Genomic DNA, 15,671 nt, shown 5'->3' on the forward strand with positions numbered 1-15,671 from the left:
CCTGCCACACCCCCGTCACACTGTCGCGGCACGCCGAGCCGTGCCTCCGGAACCGAACCGCTGTCCGACTTCGGGACGGTCAGACCGCGGCGGGAATCTCGCTCAGGCTCAGATAGATTCGCTTGCCCTCCGCGCGCGCCTGCGCCACCATCCGATCGGCACCCTCGGACGGACCGCCGATGCGCAGCACCGCGTCACAGCGGGAGAGCAGCTGCTCGGCGACGGGATGGAAGATCTCGTCGTAGAGCGGGTCACCCGGGCGCGTACTGCCGGCGGTCTCGAGCAGCGGCAGCGCCAGTGCCTCACCGGTGACCGGGAGGTGCCCGGCGCGGAAGAGGGTCAGGGCCGTCTCGTTCATGGCGCGCACGTTCGCCGCCAACTTGACCGGATCATCACCGGTACCCGAGCGGTACGGGCCCGCGACCAGGATCATCTGAGAATTCGACACGGTAGCTCCTTCGATCATCGGTTGATACGCCAATTCGGTTCACGCCGTATGGAGAACGACGCCCGCCTCACGCAGGGCATCGAGGGTCTGCGGTCCGGCCGGATGGATCGCCGGGTCGGCCGCGGAGCGGTCGGTGACGAAGTCGTGCGCCGCGCCCAGCGCCGCCACCTGGCTGAAGGCCCGCACCCCGAGCTTGGTCGCATCAGCGACCGCCAGCACCCGGGCCGACTGGGCGATCCCGGCCTGCTTGACCGCGGCATCGTCGAGACAGAACTCCGACCAGCCGTACTCGGCATGCACCCCGCCGATCGACATCACGAACACGTCGAATGCGAGTGACTCCACCGCCCGCAAAGCCAACGGGCCGACCAGGGACTGCTCACCCGGCCGGGAACGCCCACCCGCCACCAGCAACTCGATCCCGGGACGGTCGGCCAGGCACACAGCCGTCTGCAGGCTCAGCGCGGTCACCGTCAACGGGCCGCGCTCGGCCAGCGCCCGGGCCACATGCACGGTCGTCGTGCCCGCGTCCAGCAGCACCCGCGACCCGAGGGGGATGAGGTCCGCGACGGCCGCGCCCAGCCGATCCTTGGTCGCGGCCGACCAGCCCGCGCGATCGGCGAACCCGCCTGCCTCGGTCCGCGCCCGCGTCGCCACCGCCCCGCCGTGCACTCGCCGGACCAGGCCGCGCTGCTCGAGCGCGTCCAGGTCGCGGCGCACGGTCATCTCCGAAACACCGAGACGCTGCGCCAATTCCGCCACTGCCGCCCGCTCGGCGCCCTGCACCAGGCGCAGCGTCACATCCAACCGTTCACCGGCATCCACCCCACATTTCTAACAGAGTCGTGTGCGAATGAACAGATACAGTTTCGATCTGATCGATTGCTCTCCAGGCGCGGAGACGATTACCTGCCGAGTAATGGATTGCAGTGGTTGATCATTCGTACGATCGCCTCATGGCGACACACACGGCAGGCGACCTACTCCGGCACTGGCGCACTACCCGGCGGCTCAGCCAGCTCGAACTCGCCGGCCGCGCCGAAACCTCGACCCGCCACCTCAGCTTCATCGAAACCGGCCGTGCCACCCCCAGCCGCCAGATGCTGCTGCACCTCTCCGACGAACTCGACATCCCCCTGCGGGAACGCAACCGCATGCTCCTGGCCGCCGGATACGCCCCCGTCTACGCCGAACCCGAACTCGACACCCCCGCCATGCAATCCGTCCGCGACGCCCTCCGTCGGATTCTCACCGGCCTCGAACCGCACCCCGCCCTCGCCATCGACGCGAACTGGACCATGGTCGACGCCAACGCCGGTATCGGACTGTTCCTCGACGGCATCGACCCCGCCCTGCTGGCGCCGCCCGTCAACGCCCTGCGCCTGACCCTGCACCCCGACGGCTTCGCCGCCCGCATCATCAACCTCGCCGAATGGCGTGGACACCTCTTCGAACGCCTGCAACGCCAGATCGAGGTGACCGGATCGCCCGAACTCACCGCGCTGCTCGACGAATTGCGCGCCTACCCCGGCGGCGAGGAATCACCCGGCCTGCCCGAACCCGACCAGGCCGTCGTCCCCCTGCGCGTGCGCCTCGACGGCCACGAACTCGCCTTCCTCAGCGTCACCACGGTTTTCGGCACACCCATGAACGTCACCGTCGCCGAACTCGCCATCGAAGCCTTCCTCCCCGCCGATGCGGCCACGGCCGCCCACCTCCGCGACCGCCTCACCGTCCCGGGAAACTGACCCCCACAACTCGATCCAGCTAGTCGGTCCGCGCGGGCCGGTCGATACCCCACAATGAGATTCCATGGACGTGCCCGCGCACCTCACCCACCTCACCGGCGCACCCATCACCCGCATCGACCACCTCGGCAACCGCCACGCCTGGACCCTCCACCGCGCCCACACCGCCGACGGCCGCACCCTCTTCGTCAAAGCCGTCCAGAATGACACCGCCTCCGCCGTCCTCACCGCCGAAGCCGCCGGCCTCCGCTGGCTGGCCGTCGGCCACCCCACTCTCGTGCCACCCGTCGTCGCCGCCGACCCCCACATGCTCGTCCTGCCCTGGCAGCCACCCGAACCCGCCACCCCCACCGCCGCCGAACACCTCGGCCGTGACCTCGCCACCCTCCACACCGCCACCCCGCCCACCTACGGCGCCCCCTGGGACGGCTACATCGCCACCCTCCCCCTGAACAACACCCCGACCACCGGCGACTGGGGTCCCTGGTACGCCGAACACCGCCTGGCCCCCTACATGTCCGCCGCCGCCCCCGAACTCGGCCGCGACGGCACCCGCCTCCTCGACCGCGTCATGGACCGCATCGACGACCTCGCCGGCCCACCCGAACCACCCGCCCGCATCCACGGCGACCTCTGGTCGGGCAACATCTTGTGGTCGGGCGGCCGCGCCGTCCTCGTCGACCCGGCCGCGCACGGCGGGCACCGCGAGACGGATCTGGCCATGCTCGCCTTGTTCGGCGCACCCCACCTCGACCGCATCCTGGCCGCCTACCAGGAAGTCACTCCCCCGAGTTCAGGCTGGCGGCAACGGATCCCACTCCATCAATTACACCCGCTGCTGGTGCATGTGGTGCTGTTCGGTGGCTCGTATCGCGGGATGCTGCTGGCCGCAGCGGCCTCGGCGCTGGCGGGGTAGCTGTGCGCCTGTGTTGGGGGAATGGGGCCCGGGTGCAGGCGGTGGGAGTCCGGCGGCGACGCAGTAGTGACCCCGGATATAACGAAAGTGGTTGTCGCTGTTGCTATTTCTTGTCGGCCCGGCCGGTGTCGACCCCGGCCGAGGCATATTGATGATGCGAAGTTCATCGAACTCACGGAACCACCGCCCGGCCGCACCCGCTGTGCCGCCGTCATCACGGAAGGGCGGTCGGCTAGCGTCGGGGGAGTGGAGCTGCTGCGGGTTCATCATGTCGCGATCATTGCCTCGGACTATGAGCGGTCGAAGGCGTTCTATACCGAGGTGCTGGGATTGCGGGTGATTGCGGAGAACTATCGGGCCGAAAGATGTTCGTACAAGCTGGATCTCGCGTTGCCCAATGGTGGGCAGGTGGAGTTGTTCTCATTTCCGGAACCACCGGCACGGCCGTCGAGGCCTGAAGCTGCCGGGTTGCGGCATCTGGCGTTCTCGGTGACGGATGTGGGGGCGGCGGTGGCCGAGCTACGCGGCAGGGGAGTGGTGGTGGAGGAGGTACGGGTTGATGAGTACACGGGGAAGCGGTTCGTGTTCTTCGCTGATCCGGATGATCTGCCGCTGGAGCTGTATGAAGCCTGAGGTCAGCGCCTCCGTCGGAGGTCGTCCAATGGAACATCAAGAAATGGAAATATGCGCATCTACGCATGTGGCTCTGTGTCGAACAAACCCCGACACTCACGACCGCGCACACCTTCCTGACCACACCCATCACCACCCAACCTCGAAGAGGGGAGCGGCTATTCGATGCCGCTCGGTCGCTGGGTTGGGGGCTCCCATACGATGGTCCACATGACCAAAGTGCTCCTGAAGACCTCCGCCGGGGACATCACCCTGGAACTTGACGAGGCCAAGGCACCCAAGACCGTCGCCAACTTCGTCGACTACGTCAAGGCGGGCCACTACGCGGACACCGTCTTTCACCGGGTGATCCCGAACTTCATGATCCAGGGTGGCGGCCTGACCGCCGACATGCAGCAGAAGGCTGCCAAGCAGACGGTCGAGAACGAGGCCGCCAACGGCCTCAAGAACGACAAGTACACCGTCGCCATGGCGCGCACCTCGGCCCCGCACTCGGCCAGCGCGCAGTTCTTCATCAACACCAGCAACAACGCCTTCCTGAACTACCCGGGCCAGGACGGCTTCGGGTACGCGGTGTTCGGCAAGGTCGTCGATGGTGCGGCCGTCGTGGACGCCATCGAGGGTGTGCGCACCGGCAACAAGGCCGGCCACCAGGATGTGCCGGTCGAGCCGATCACCATCCTGTCCGCCGAACTGATCTGATCAGTCCCCGCGGCATCTGAACGAACGGCCCGGAACCGAATGGTTCCGGGCCGTTGTCGTTGCCGCGTAGCGGGTTTCGGGTCAGGCGTCGAGGACGCGGGCCTTGCGTTCGACCACGGGCGGGAGCACGGACCAGGGGAAGTTGATCCACTTGTCGGTGCGTTTCCATACGTATTCGCAGTCGACCTCGGAGTGCGGCTTCTGGTAGATGACCGCGCAGCGCACCTCGGCGACGTGGTGGGAGCAGAAGTCGCGCACGAGTTTCAGGGTCTTGCCGGTGTCGGCGACGTCGTCGGCGACCAGGACGGTCGCGCCGGTGAGGTCGACGGCGCTGGGGACGGGCGGCAGCATGACCGGCATGGCGAGGCGCTGGTCGACGCCGGTGTAGAACTCCACGTTCATGACGTGGAGGTTCTTGACGTCGAGGGCGTAGCCGAGGGCGCCGGCGACGAAGAGCCCGCCGCGGGCGATCGACAGGATGAGGTCGGGTTCGAAGCCGTCGTCGGCGATGGCCTGGGATAGTTCGCGGCTGGCGTCCCCGAACAGCTCCCAGCTCAGTTCCTCGCGATCGCTCATGCCCGACTCCGTTCTGCCTGCTGCGGTGGTCTTCGGATCATACGAGCCGAGTTGCCGGTCGTTGCCCGGTCCGGCGACCCGTTGGGCTCACGGATGGTGGGTGAGGGTGTACCAGAGCAGGGCGAGGGTGCCGAGGGCGAAGAGGGGGACCAGCACCATGGTCTCCATCTTGTTGCCGGTGTGGTCGATGATCGGGATGCGGGTGCGGATCTTCAGTGGCCACAGCAGCCGGCAGCCGCGGTCGGTGAGGCAGTCGCCGATGAGGTGGGCGAGGGCGCCGAGTCCGACGGAGAAGGGCAGCCAGGCGGGTTTGTCGCTGATCCAGTGGTCGATGGCGAAGGTGCCGCAGATGGCGAGGACGACGACTGTGCCCCAGGATTTGAGTCCGTCACCGGTGGGCGCGAAGCCGAGCGCCTTGATGGCGAGGGCGAGCAGGAAGAACACCAGCGAGAGCGTGAAGTAGCGGCCGAGCAGGTGTTCCCCGGCCCAGGTGCCGTAGGTGACGGCGGCGACGAAGGCGAAGGAGTGGGTGCCGTGGCGGTGGCCGCCGGAGATCCACGAGATGAACTTGCACGCGTAGTGCGAGATCGGCCCCAGCACATGGGAAATGGTGCCGGAGGGGTGATCGGCATCGGGCAGCAGCGCGGCGCCCGCGGTGAGGAAGGTGCCCATCACCAGATCGACGGAGCCGATGGCCCCGGATTGAACTGCGGGATAGGTCAAGACGGTGAACGGTAGCGCCGCGGCCGCCGCCGACCAGGCGAGCGCGCCACTGGTCGCATGTGAATGTCCTAGCACCGCTTGAAGGTTAGCGGATGTAACCGACAGGTCTTTTCGGCCGCGTGGTGCGCTGAGGGGCCGTGCTGGGCAGCGGATTCCGGTAGGGCGAGGCAAATATGTTTCAGGACAGTCGGTTTGGTGTGCGGAGCGCTCTCCCGGTCACATTCGGGTGGCCCGTGTGCGGCCGGTCGGCGGCCTGAAATAGTCTCGGATCGATTGCGCTTTCCGCTCAGAGAGGAACGGACATGTCGGTAGCGTCCGCGGTGAAGGATCAGATCCAGCAGATCGGTGGGGGATTCATGTTCTCCCGGGAAGCCCGAGCCTTCGCCGACAGCACCGGTGTCCCCGGCTTCATGCCCGGCTACACCCGCGGTCGCGCTGGCGTCCTGGGTGATGTGGACGCCGATGTGGTGACCGCGGCCTTCGGTTTCTTCCGTCCCGAGGCGATCCGGGAGGCATGGGAGGCCACGGCCTCGATGCCGGCCGCGGCAGCAGCCGAGGGGTATCTCAGGGCGTGCCAGGACTTCGGGCGCCGGAAGCTGGCCTCCTTCGAGGACTCCGGGCGCCTGGCCGAGCTGCTACAGCGGGTGGTGGCGGCCGCGAATCCGGTGGGCGCGCCGCTGTTCGCGGGCTGGCGTGCCCTGCCGCAGGCCGAGGACTCGCCGGGCCTGGTGCTGCAGCTGATCCATGTACTGCGGGAATTGCGTGGCGGCCTGCACCTTATCGGCGTGCTGGGTAGTGGGCTGACCCCTTTGCAGGCGGTGCTGATCGCGGGCTCGCCGCTGAAGACGGGACCGGATCAGGCCCGCAATTTCGGCTGGCCGGAGCCATTCGACGAGATCACCGCGGAGCTGAAGGGCCGTTGGATGCAGGCGGAGTCGATCACCGAGGATCTGATCGCGCCCGCGTTCGCGGTCCTCGACGACAAGGAGGGCGAGGAGCTGGTGACGCTGCTGAACGCCTGCCAGGCGGCGGTGTTCGGCGGCCGCTGACCCGCCGCCCGGGTGGGCTGGTGAGCCCACCCGGGAATCCTGCTCAGCGGTGCAGGAATTCGAGGGTGACGCGTTCGAAGGCCTCCTTGGCCTCGTACATCACCCAGTGTCCGCACTTGGGGAACACGTGTAGCTCGGCGTTGGGGATCTGCCGCAGCGGGATGAGCGCCATATCGGTGGGGCATTGGCGGTCGTCGGCGCCCCAGGTCATCAGCACCGGGCTCTTGATCTTGTGCAGCATGGACCAGTAGGGCGGGGTGGGGGAGTTGTCCAGGAACTGTTGTTGCAGCGCAAGCGCTTCGGACCCGTACATGGCCTGGAGGCTGGCCTGGGCCGCTGGTTCGGTCGCGGCGGCCCAGCGTTCCTCGATGATGCTGTCGGTGATCATCTTGGGGTCGTAGATCATGCAGCGCAGCCAGCGCTCCAGGCCCTCGCGGCTGGGGTGGTCGGCGAATTCCGACAGCAGGCGGGTGCCCTCGCTGGGGTTGGCGGCCAGCAGGCTGTGGCCGACACCGCCGATGGCGACAATCTTCTCGACCCGCTGCGGGTGGTGCATGGCGACATTCACCGCGACGACGCCGCCCATCGAGTTGCCGATCATGGCTGCGGAGTCGATGTTCAACGTGTCCATGAAGCGGACGACGGAGTCGACGGCGGTGAGGACCGGGTGCCCGGGGACCGGGTCGCTGACGCCGAAGCCCGGGAATTCCAGGACGTAGCAGTGGAAGTGGTCGGCGTAGAAGCCGAGGTTGTCGCGGAAGTTGCGCCAGCCGTTGACGCCGATTCCGGAGCCGTGCAGCAGAATCAGGGGAGGACCGTCGCCGGCCTCATGGTAGCGCAGGACGCCTTTGTCGGTGGCGATTTCGCGTCGGGTGTTCTCATAGGTGACATCCACGCCACCCACAGTAGAACAGGTTTCATTTTTGGAGGCCGATGGTCGAGTTCGGAATCCCGGTGGGCGAGGTGACGGTCGCCGACGGCGGAGTGGCGACCGCGCTCGAAGCGCGCGGGCACGATCTGTCCGACGCGCTGTGGTCGGCGCGACTGCTCGTGGACGCGCCCGACGAGATCCGAGCCGTGCACACCGCGTTCTTCCGGGCGGGCGCGGTCATCGCGACCACCGCGAGTTACCAGGCCTCGTTCGGGGGATTCGCGGCGCGCGGGATCGATCGTGAGCAGACCGCCCGGTTGCTGCGGCGCAGTGTCGAGCTCGCGCGCACGGCGCGAGACGAGATCGACGACGGCCGTGAACGCTGGATCGCCGCCTCGATCGGCCCCTACGGTGCGGCCCTGGCCGACGGTTCCGAATACCGTGGCCGCTACGGGCTTTCCCTGACCGAGCTGAAGCGCTGGCACCTGCCGCGGCTGGCAGTGCTCGCCGATTCCGGGGCGGATGTGCTTGCGCTGGAGACGATTCCGGATATCGACGAGGCGGAGGCACTGGCCGGGCTGCTCGACGGCAGTGGTGTGCCCGCCTGGCTCAGCTACACCATCCACGGCGACCGGACCCGCGCCGGGCAGCCGCTGCGGGACGCGTTCGCGATCGCCGCGGGGGTTCAGGAGATCGTTGCGGTGGGAGTGAACTGTTGCGCGCCGGACGATGTCGCGCCCGCGATCGCTCTGGCCCGGGAGGTGACGGGGAAGCCGGTGATCGTCTATCCGAACAGCGGGGAGACGTGGGACGCCGTACAGCGGTGCTGGGTGGGGGAGGCGCGGTTCCCGGCCGGCCTGGCGGAGGAGTGGGCGGGGCTGGGTGCGTCCATCATCGGTGGATGCTGCCGGGTGCTGCCCGCCGATATCGAGCGGCTCGCCGCCGTCGTCGCCGCGGGTTAGACGGCAGACGCCCAGGTCCGCCCAATGATGAATGTCCACATGCAGACATGTGCATGTACAAACGTTGTTTGCATGTGGCGAACAAGAACAAGAACAGCCAGGACAGAACAGTGTCGGCACCCGGCACGGCCCGTCGTGGTTCCGTTCGGTCGGTGTCCGGGAGGAGCCGGACACGATGCTGATCAGCTTGTCGGGGACCAGAATCGCCGGTGTTTTCGAGGTCGCGGCCGATGCCGAGTTGCCGGAGGTGGTCGCCGGTCTCGACGGCACCGACCCGGCCCGGGTGCGTGCGGTGCTGATCGGCGGCTGGCATGGCACCTGGATTTCCGGGTTGGCCCTGCCCGGAGCCGCGTTGTCGGCGAAGGGGCTACGGCATCTGCATGCCGTCCCCGGCGCGGGGGTGGTCCGGGTACTGCCTCACGGTGAGTGCGGGTTGCGTGTCACCGCCGAGATCGCACGGGCGGCCCGGCTGGTCGAGGGCAGGGGAGCCTGCCATCACCCCGACGGGACGGCGCGCATGGCGCGGTCCGCGCCGGAGGTGTTCGCCGACGAGGTGGCTCGGCATCGGCACGGTCACTGTATAGCGGCTGCGCCGGCCCGGACAGGAGCATTGCGATGAGCGAACCGCTTCGCATGCACATCGATTGGACCCGCTGCGACGGCCGGGGCGTGTGCAGTGAACTGCTGCCCGGCACCTTCGCCCGCGACGACTGGGGGTTCCCGCTGACCCGCGATCACCGCGACCCGGTGCTGGAGCGCGCGGATCTGCCCGCCGCTCGCGATGCGGTGCGGCTGTGTCCGCGCCTGGCTTTACGGCTGCTGCCGCTGGCATGATCGGGTCGACAGCGTCGGAAGGGGAGGGCATGGCTACGGCGATGATGGGCCGAATCCAGCGGCTGCGCGGTCTCATCGAGCATCCGCGCACCGGGCAGGCGGAGCGGGCGGCCGCACAGCGCATGCTGGACCGGTTGCTGAGCAAGACCGGCGGGGATGCGCGCCGGACCGGAGACCGCACCTACGGTGCGTGCCACGATCGTCCCGGCCGACACGCGAGCCTGTCCCGCATCGCCGACATGATCGGCGAGGACATCGCCCTGGCCCGGATTCTCGCCCTGCCCGACGGCGATGGCGACCTCGCCACCCGCAGTGCCCTGCGCGATGCCCCCGACCAGCTCACCTACACCGTTGAAACCCCTTACGACGCAGGCATTCTCATCACGGTCGGCAATATCCCACCCGGGTGGGCCACCGACCCCGGCGGCTTCGACACTCCGGCGCTGCGTGCGCTGGTCGAGGAACTGACCGACCTGATGAACGCCTACAACCACGATGGCACCGACATCGCCCGCCGCTTCCTCGGCCGCGTCCGCACCGAGACGTCCGCCGGTTAGCCTCCTTCGCCTCCCCGAAACGCACGATGCCCCCGAACCGGTCGGTTCGGGGGCATCGTCCTACTGGTTCAGACGGTCGTCATCACGCCAGGTCGAAGCGGTCCAGCTCCATGACCTTGGTCCAGGCGGCCACGAAGTCGTTGACGAACTTCTGCTTGGAGTCGTCCTCGGCGTACACCTCGGCCAGGGCCCGCAGCTGCGAGTTCGAGCCGAACACCAGGTCGACGCGGGAACCGGTCCACACGGTCTTGCCGGTGGCGCGGTCCTTGCCCTCGTAGGTGCCGTCATCGGCGGACGACGGGCCCCACTTGGTGGACATGTCGAGCAGGTTCACGAAGAAGTCCGTGGTGAGCGCACCCGGCTTGTCGGTGAACACACCCAGCTGCGAACCCTGGTAGTTCGCACCCAGCACGCGCAGACCACCGACGAGGACGGTCATCTCCGGCGCCGACAGGGTCAGCAGGTTGGCCTTGTCCAGCAGCAGGTACTCCGCCGGGATGCGGGTGCCCTTGCCGACATAGTTGCGGAAGCCATCGGCGGCCGGCTCGAGCGCGGAGAAGGACTCCACGTCGGTCAGCTCCTGGGTGGCGTCGCCACGGCCGGCGCGGAACGGCACCTCGACATCGAAACCGGCGGCCTTGGCGCCCTGCTCGACGCCGACGTTACCGGCCAGCACCACCAGGTCGGCGAAGGAGACCGGCTTGCCGAAGGACTCCTGGATGCCCTCGAGCACCCGGATGACCTGCGCCAGCTCGTCGGGCTGGTTGACCTCCCACCCGGCCTGCGGTTGCAGGCGGATGCGGCCACCGTTGGCACCGCCGCGCATGTCCGAGCCGCGGAACGACGAGGCCGCCGCCCACGCGGTCGACACCAGCTGCGCCACCGTCAGACCCGACTCCGCGATCTTGGCCTTCAGCGCCGCGACATCGGCGGCGTCGACGAGTTCATGCTCGACGGCCGGGATCGGGTCCTGCCACAGCAGGGTCTCGGCCGGCACCTCGGGGCCCAGGTAGCGGACCTTGGGACCCATGTCGCGGTGGATCAGCTTGTACCAGGCCTTGGCGAACTCCTCGGCCAGCTCTTCGGGGTGGTCGAGCCAGCGGCGAGTGATCTGCTCGTAGATCGGGTCGATCCGCAGCGACAGATCGGTGGTCAGCATGGTCGGCAGGTGCTTCTTGGACCCGTCGAACGCGTCGGGGATGATCTCCTCGGCGTTCTTGGCGACATACTGGTGCGCACCGGCGGGCGACTCGGACAGTTCCCACTCGTAGCCGTAGAGGGTCTCCAGGAAGGAGTTGTCCCACTTGGTCGGGGTCGGGGTCCAGGTGACCTCGATGCCGGAGGTGATGGCGTCCTTGCCGACACCGGTGCCGAACGTGGACTTCCAGCCCAGGCCCTGCTGCTCGAGCGGGGCGGCCTCGGGCTCGGGACCGACATTGTCGGCCGGGCCCGCACCGTGGGTCTTACCGAAGGTGTGGCCACCCACGATGAGCGCCGCGGTTTCGACGTCGTTCATGGCCATCCGGCGGAAGGTCTCGCGGATGTCGACGGCCGCGGTCAGCGGATCCGGGTTGCCGTTGGGGCCTTCGGGATTGACGTAGATCAGACCCATCTGGACCGCGGCGAGCGGGTTCTCGAGGTCACGCTCGCCGGTGTAGCGGGCGTCGCCGAGCCACTCGGTCTCCGGACCCCAGTACACGTCCTGCTCGGGCTCCCACTGGTCGACGCGGCCGCCACCGAAGCCGAACGTCTGGAAGCCCATGTCCTCGAGGGCGACATTGCCGGCGTAGACGATGAGGTCGGCCCACGACAGTTTCTTGCCGTACTTCTTCTTCACCGGCCACAGCAGACGCCGCGCCTTGTCGAGGGAGGCGTTGTCGGGCCACGAGTTCAGCGGAGCGAAACGCTGCATGCCGGCACCGGCTCCACCGCGGCCGTCGTTGATGCGGTAGGTGCCCGCGGCGTGCCAGGACATGCGGATGAAGAACGGGCCGTAGTGGCCGAAATCGGCCGGCCACCAGTCCTGCGAGGTACGCATGACCTCGACGATGTCCTGCTTGACCGCGGCCAGGTCCAGGGTCTTGAATTCGGCGGCGTAGTCGTAACCCTCGTCCATGGGGTTGGCGACGGCCGGGTTCTTCTGCAGGATGCTCAGGTTCAGCTGGTTGGGCCACCACTGACGGTTGGCGTTACCGCCCTCGGCCGGGTCGTTGAGCCGGCCATGTGCGACGGGGCAGCCACCGGCGGGTTCGGTATTGGCTTCACCGATGGGCGGGTGTTCATCAGGCACGGTGTGTCCTTTCAGTGAGTGATCAGCTGTCGGCCACGATTGTGGCCGCTACTTGTCTTGTGTCGCAGCAGTTTTCGAGCATTCGGGGCACAGGCCCCAGTAGATGACCTCGGCCTCGTCGAGCGCGAAACCGTTGTCGTCGGAGGCGGTCAGGCAGGGCGCGTCGCCCACGGCGCAGTCGACATCGGCGATCACGCCGCACGACCGGCACACCACATGGTGATGGTTGTCCCCGACGCGCGTCTCGTACAGCGCCACGGACCCCATCGGCTGAATCCGGCGAATCAGCCCCGCACTGGTCAGGGCCTTCAATACGTCGTACACCGCCTGATGCGAAACCCCACCCAGCGTCTCGCGCACGAACCCGAGGATCGAGTCCGTGTCCGAGTGCGGGTGAGTGTGCACCGCGGTCAGCACCGCCAGCCGCGGTGCGGTCACACGCAATGCGGCCCCGCGCAACATGCGCTCGAAATCCGTAGGCGTGGGCACAACCCGAAGTCTGCCCCTTTTTCTGGAATCAATCAAGTCTTTGCGCCGGATCGGCGCCCGAAAAAAATGATCACCCTGCGCGGGCCCCTACCATCGACCCATGATCACCCGCGACGAGATCCGCGCCCGCTCCGCCCGTCACGACAACCGATACCCGCTGGTGACCGTCGCAGAGTTCTTCGAGGGCAACACCCTCGAAGACGCCATCGCCCCCAACCAGTACGGCGAGGGCCGCCCCGGCCTCGCCGAGATCGCGGCGCGCCTCACCGCCCTCGACGCCGACCCCGCCGTCGCCTGGATCCGGGTGCAACTGCACGAGGAGATGTTCGACGACGAGCACGGCGGCATCGCGGCGGAATCGGTGGCGATCTGTACGTCATTGCCGCCCAGCGACATCGACAACCGACTCGAGGTGGGGGAGTTGTACGCGGAACCGGTCTGGGAGGGCTGGTCCTACGACGAGGACGCCTACTGCGACATCCCCGCCATTCCCGACGGTCACCGCGTCCTCACCCTCGTCTGGGACTGACCATCCTCGTCGCCCCGGGCGCCTCACCGCTGCACGCACGCCTGCCGAATCCGGAACGTCCCTGCGCCCCCGACATTCTGGGCATGAGCGGGTCTGCCAACAGCGGATGAGCTCGTCGGGGGAAAGGGCCCGACATCTCCACGACTTGACATAATGTTGATTATCGGCGCGGTTACGGGCAGGGCAGTTGATCTTGAAACCCGCAGTGTGGCAACGGTTATTCGCTCCAGCAAAAGGTGAGAGCAATCCGCGGGACATGAGAGTGCTTCGGCGATGCACGGCAATCCAGGAAGACCTGGGTGTTGGCCCGTGTTTGATTCATATCTCCGCATACTCATTCATGGTTCAGTTTCGTCACTGTGACGTTTGAGTCTGATGTGGACTTTGTTCCACTTGTAGAACCACGACTCGCCGACCTCGAGACCGAGGCAGGAAACGGCATGCGGCACACCATTGTTCGGTTCTCTCGGAGGCGATGAACCCGGCTACGCCCACTTGGTCGCCTCCTTCACCCACCAGACCACTGAGTCGGGTCGGTGCACATCCAGGGTGTGTACCGACGATCAGGCGGTGCGGCCGAGTTCGGTGGCGGTGTGGTCGAGTTCAGCCGCCGCGCGGCTGAGCTCGGCAGCGATCCGGGACAGGTCGGCGGCCGGTCCCTTGTGCTCGGCCTGTGCGAGGTCGCGTTCCATGAGTGAGCGAATGTATGCCGAGAACGACAGACCGAGATTGATGGCACGGGCGTTTCCCCGGCGCTTCATGTCGTCGCTCATCTTGACCGATCGCGGTTTCAGCTCCGTCGACTCGTCCTGGCCGATCTCCAGGGGCAGTTCGACCGGGTCGTCGGTGAACTCGAGGCGATCCAGCAGGGCGTTGACCTCGTCGGGCGTGGTGGGGTCATTGAATTCAGTCATTGGCGTTCTCCCATTTTTCGAAGTCGGTGAGCCGGCCACCGGTCAGGGCCCGTCCGGCGACCAGATATAGAAAGCGTCAACGACCTCGTCGATGTCGATTCCGGTGACACCGAGCAGGTAGGCGAGGCGATAGTGCCAATCGATAGCCACCTGCACAGCCTAGCGGGTATTACGCGGTAATACGGAAATGGACGTTCGCGGCATGCGCACCGGCCCGGTCCCGCTCCCCCAAGCCCACGGCCGTGGACCTGCGCCTCGACGAGTCGGCTCCTGCGAGCCATGGGCGCCGTTCCGGTTCCTCCCCCGATCCGACCCTGCCCGCGATCGCCTCGAGTCGGCGAGCAGCACCCACAGGATCGATTCGACGATCGGGTCAGTCGAGGGCTTTCAGAATCCCGGGTCGGGAAGTACGGCCGGTCGGTCTCTTGTGGCCCCAGTAGCTCGGTTTGTGGAAGGTGCGGGCCACCCAGCTCAGATCGTCGACGACAAGGCCACCGTGGCCGAGTTCGATCTGCAGACCGGACGGGCTGGCCACATAGGTCGAGGTCATCAGATCGTTGGTGTGGCGGCCGAGCGTCTGCATGGTTTCCACGCCGTGTGCCGCCTGCAAGTCGATTGCGGTGCCGAGGTCGTCCATTTCCTCGTACTCGAGCATCATGTGGTTGAACCCGATATGGCCGGGGTTCTGCGACAGCGCCAGGGAATGGTGTCGGCCGTTGATGTGATAGAAGCGCACATGGAAGCTGTCGCCGATGATCCGATCCGACAGGCGGAAGCCGAGCAGGCTCGAATAGAACTTGTTGGCCGCCTCGATATCGGGCACCTCGAATACGACATGCCCGAGGCCCTGGCCGCCGGTGACGAAGCGGCCCTTCATCGCTCGACCCGGCCGGAAGGACAAGGGCAGAGCGGCCTTGCCCCAGGTCAATTCGTGCCGCAGACCCCATGGATCGCAGAACCAGGCCAACTCGGCGACCTGCCGCTCCCGGCACAGTCGGGCATCGCCCCACTGCACATCGATACCTTGTTCGGTCAGCTGATCGACGTAGGCGCGCAGATCGGTCTCGTTCGCCAAACCCCATCCTGCGTAACGGAATTCGTCTTCAGTGCCGGGGTGGATGGCTATTCGGTAGTTGATGTCGTCGACGGCCAATCGCACGGCACCGTCGGGCCCATCCTCGGTGAGCATCGCACCGAGGAAATCCGTGCCGTAGGAACGCCACTCCTCGGCGCGGGGTGAGGCGATGCCGACATAGGACAACTCTTGAATCATGGTCGCCTCTCGAATGGGAAGGTGTGGATATACATGCGCGGACTGTAGGCATGGCGCCGCGAGTGACCTATTCCTCGCCCGCTGACTGGGCGGTAGTATCTGTCCACGGCTGATCAGGTTGTCCTTCAACCTCTTTCGGGGTATAGCTGGGGGCGTT

The 15,671-nt window shown here is 67.1% G+C and carries 19 protein-coding genes; 10 read left to right on the forward strand and 9 right to left on the reverse strand.

Going from position 1 to position 15,671, the window contains the following annotated elements:
• Nucleotides 1–79: 79 nt before the first annotated feature.
• Both ABZ909_RS07065 and ABZ909_RS07070 read right to left on the reverse strand, forming a co-directional pair.
• On the reverse strand, nt 80–448 hold the full coding sequence (locus ABZ909_RS07065) for a hypothetical protein (protein WP_356996783.1): 369 nt from the start codon (nt 446–448) through the stop codon (nt 80–82).
• A 39-nt stretch (nt 449–487) separates the two neighbouring features.
• Nucleotides 488–1,273: a DeoR/GlpR family DNA-binding transcription regulator gene (locus ABZ909_RS07070; protein ID WP_356996784.1), complete on the reverse strand. Its 786-nt coding sequence runs from the start codon at nt 1,271–1,273 to the stop codon at nt 488–490.
• Between the two features lie 131 nt (nt 1,274–1,404).
• Here ABZ909_RS07070 and ABZ909_RS07075 point away from each other — a divergent pair, with 131 nt between their 5' ends.
• From ABZ909_RS07075 to ABZ909_RS07090, 4 genes are all read left to right on the forward strand, one after another.
• Nucleotides 1,405–2,196, forward strand: a complete 792-nt coding sequence (locus ABZ909_RS07075; RefSeq protein ID WP_356996785.1) for a helix-turn-helix transcriptional regulator — start codon at nt 1,405–1,407, stop codon at nt 2,194–2,196.
• 64 nt (nt 2,197–2,260) lie between these two features.
• Nucleotides 2,261–3,112 (forward strand): fructosamine kinase family protein, encoded by an 852-nt coding sequence (locus ABZ909_RS07080; protein ID WP_356996786.1) that lies wholly within the window; start codon nt 2,261–2,263, stop codon nt 3,110–3,112.
• Between the two features lie 246 nt (nt 3,113–3,358).
• Nucleotides 3,359–3,745 (forward strand): VOC family protein, encoded by a 387-nt coding sequence (locus ABZ909_RS07085; protein WP_356996787.1) that lies wholly within the window; start codon nt 3,359–3,361, stop codon nt 3,743–3,745.
• Nucleotides 3,746–3,946: 201 nt separating this feature from the next.
• Nucleotides 3,947–4,447 carry a peptidylprolyl isomerase gene (locus ABZ909_RS07090; protein ID WP_356996788.1) on the forward strand — a complete coding sequence of 167 codons (501 nt, stop codon included), beginning with the start codon at nt 3,947–3,949 and terminating at the stop codon, nt 4,445–4,447.
• An 81-nt stretch (nt 4,448–4,528) separates the two neighbouring features.
• On the opposite strand, the gene ABZ909_RS07095 is transcribed toward ABZ909_RS07090, so the two are convergent.
• The gene (locus tag ABZ909_RS07095) at nt 4,529–5,023 is read right to left on the reverse strand and encodes a phosphoribosyltransferase (protein WP_356996789.1); all 495 of its coding nucleotides are present in this window, start codon (nt 5,021–5,023) and stop codon (nt 4,529–4,531) included.
• An 87-nt stretch (nt 5,024–5,110) separates the two neighbouring features.
• On the reverse strand, nt 5,111–5,821 hold the full coding sequence (locus ABZ909_RS07100; RefSeq protein WP_356996790.1) for a metal-dependent hydrolase: 711 nt from the start codon (nt 5,819–5,821) through the stop codon (nt 5,111–5,113).
• Between the two features lie 227 nt (nt 5,822–6,048).
• Between ABZ909_RS07100 and ABZ909_RS07105 the strand changes: the two genes are divergently transcribed.
• Entirely contained in the window at nt 6,049–6,795 is a 747-nt protein-coding gene (locus tag ABZ909_RS07105) for a hypothetical protein (protein ID WP_356996791.1), read from the forward strand.
• A gap of 43 nt (nt 6,796–6,838) precedes the next feature.
• Here the strand turns inward: ABZ909_RS07105 and ABZ909_RS07110 are convergent, their stop codons facing one another.
• A complete protein-coding gene (locus ABZ909_RS07110) occupies nt 6,839–7,690 on the reverse strand; it encodes an alpha/beta hydrolase (protein ID WP_356996792.1) in 852 nt (283 codons plus the stop codon).
• 38 nt (nt 7,691–7,728) lie between these two features.
• Between ABZ909_RS07110 and mmuM the strand changes: the two genes are divergently transcribed.
• From mmuM to ABZ909_RS07130, 4 genes are all read left to right on the forward strand, one after another.
• The gene (mmuM, locus tag ABZ909_RS07115; RefSeq protein ID WP_356996793.1) at nt 7,729–8,628 is read left to right on the forward strand and encodes a homocysteine S-methyltransferase; all 900 of its coding nucleotides are present in this window, start codon (nt 7,729–7,731) and stop codon (nt 8,626–8,628) included.
• Between the two features lie 175 nt (nt 8,629–8,803).
• Complete coding sequence (locus tag ABZ909_RS07120; protein WP_356996794.1) at nt 8,804–9,247, forward strand: hypothetical protein; 444 nt, start codon at nt 8,804–8,806, stop codon at nt 9,245–9,247.
• Nucleotides 9,244–9,462, forward strand: coding sequence for a ferredoxin (locus tag ABZ909_RS07125; protein ID WP_356996795.1), 219 nt, complete (start codon nt 9,244–9,246; stop codon nt 9,460–9,462). The genes ABZ909_RS07120 and ABZ909_RS07125 overlap by 4 nt, the downstream gene beginning before the upstream one ends.
• 29 nt (nt 9,463–9,491) lie before the next feature.
• Nucleotides 9,492–10,019 (forward strand): hypothetical protein, encoded by a 528-nt coding sequence (locus ABZ909_RS07130; protein ID WP_356996796.1) that lies wholly within the window; start codon nt 9,492–9,494, stop codon nt 10,017–10,019.
• A gap of 82 nt (nt 10,020–10,101) precedes the next feature.
• On the opposite strand, the gene katG is transcribed toward ABZ909_RS07130, so the two are convergent.
• Both katG and ABZ909_RS07140 read right to left on the reverse strand, forming a co-directional pair.
• Nucleotides 10,102–12,309 carry a catalase/peroxidase HPI gene (katG, locus tag ABZ909_RS07135; protein WP_356996797.1) on the reverse strand — a complete coding sequence of 736 codons (2,208 nt, stop codon included), beginning with the start codon at nt 12,307–12,309 and terminating at the stop codon, nt 10,102–10,104.
• A 48-nt stretch (nt 12,310–12,357) separates the two neighbouring features.
• Nucleotides 12,358–12,798, reverse strand: a complete 441-nt coding sequence (locus ABZ909_RS07140) for a Fur family transcriptional regulator (RefSeq protein ID WP_356996798.1) — start codon at nt 12,796–12,798, stop codon at nt 12,358–12,360.
• A 100-nt stretch (nt 12,799–12,898) separates the two neighbouring features.
• On the opposite strand from ABZ909_RS07140, the gene ABZ909_RS07145 reads away from it, so the two are divergent.
• The gene (locus ABZ909_RS07145) at nt 12,899–13,327 is read left to right on the forward strand and encodes a hypothetical protein (protein ID WP_356996799.1); all 429 of its coding nucleotides are present in this window, start codon (nt 12,899–12,901) and stop codon (nt 13,325–13,327) included.
• Nucleotides 13,328–13,890: 563 nt separating this feature from the next.
• Here the strand turns inward: ABZ909_RS07145 and ABZ909_RS07150 are convergent.
• Nucleotides 13,891–14,241 (reverse strand): hypothetical protein, encoded by a 351-nt coding sequence (locus tag ABZ909_RS07150; RefSeq protein ID WP_356996800.1) that lies wholly within the window; start codon nt 14,239–14,241, stop codon nt 13,891–13,893.
• Between the two features lie 373 nt (nt 14,242–14,614).
• Nucleotides 14,615–15,514, reverse strand: a complete 900-nt coding sequence (locus tag ABZ909_RS07155; protein ID WP_356996801.1) for a VOC family protein — start codon at nt 15,512–15,514, stop codon at nt 14,615–14,617.
• Between the last annotated feature and the right edge of the window lie 157 nt (nt 15,515–15,671).

Origin of the sequence: Nocardia sp. NPDC046763 (assembly GCF_040645495.1) — a bacterium.
In the GTDB taxonomy this organism is placed as follows: Bacteria; Actinomycetota; Actinomycetes; order Mycobacteriales; family Mycobacteriaceae; genus Nocardia.

Coding starts and splice junctions, on each gene's coding strand:
- ABZ909_RS07075 (WP_356996785.1), top strand. CDS start 1,405: ATGGCGACACACACGGCAGGCGACCTACTCCGGCACTGGCGCACTACC.
- ABZ909_RS07090 (WP_356996788.1), top strand. CDS start 3,947: ATGGTCCACATGACCAAAGTGCTCCTGAAGACCTCCGCCGGGGACATC.
- ABZ909_RS07120 (WP_356996794.1), top strand. CDS start 8,804: ATGCTGATCAGCTTGTCGGGGACCAGAATCGCCGGTGTTTTCGAGGTC.
- ABZ909_RS07155 (WP_356996801.1), bottom strand. CDS start 15,514: ATGATTCAAGAGTTGTCCTATGTCGGCATCGCCTCACCCCGCGCCGAG.
- ABZ909_RS07125 (WP_356996795.1), top strand. CDS start 9,244: ATGAGCGAACCGCTTCGCATGCACATCGATTGGACCCGCTGCGACGGC.
- ABZ909_RS07105 (WP_356996791.1), top strand. CDS start 6,049: ATGTCGGTAGCGTCCGCGGTGAAGGATCAGATCCAGCAGATCGGTGGG.
- mmuM (WP_356996793.1), top strand. CDS start 7,729: ATGGTCGAGTTCGGAATCCCGGTGGGCGAGGTGACGGTCGCCGACGGC.
- ABZ909_RS07130 (WP_356996796.1), top strand. CDS start 9,492: ATGGCTACGGCGATGATGGGCCGAATCCAGCGGCTGCGCGGTCTCATC.
- ABZ909_RS07145 (WP_356996799.1), top strand. CDS start 12,899: ATGATCACCCGCGACGAGATCCGCGCCCGCTCCGCCCGTCACGACAAC.
- ABZ909_RS07080 (WP_356996786.1), top strand. CDS start 2,261: ATGGACGTGCCCGCGCACCTCACCCACCTCACCGGCGCACCCATCACC.
- ABZ909_RS07150 (WP_356996800.1), bottom strand. CDS start 14,241: ATGACTGAATTCAATGACCCCACCACGCCCGACGAGGTCAACGCCCTG.
- ABZ909_RS07095 (WP_356996789.1), bottom strand. CDS start 5,023: ATGAGCGATCGCGAGGAACTGAGCTGGGAGCTGTTCGGGGACGCCAGC.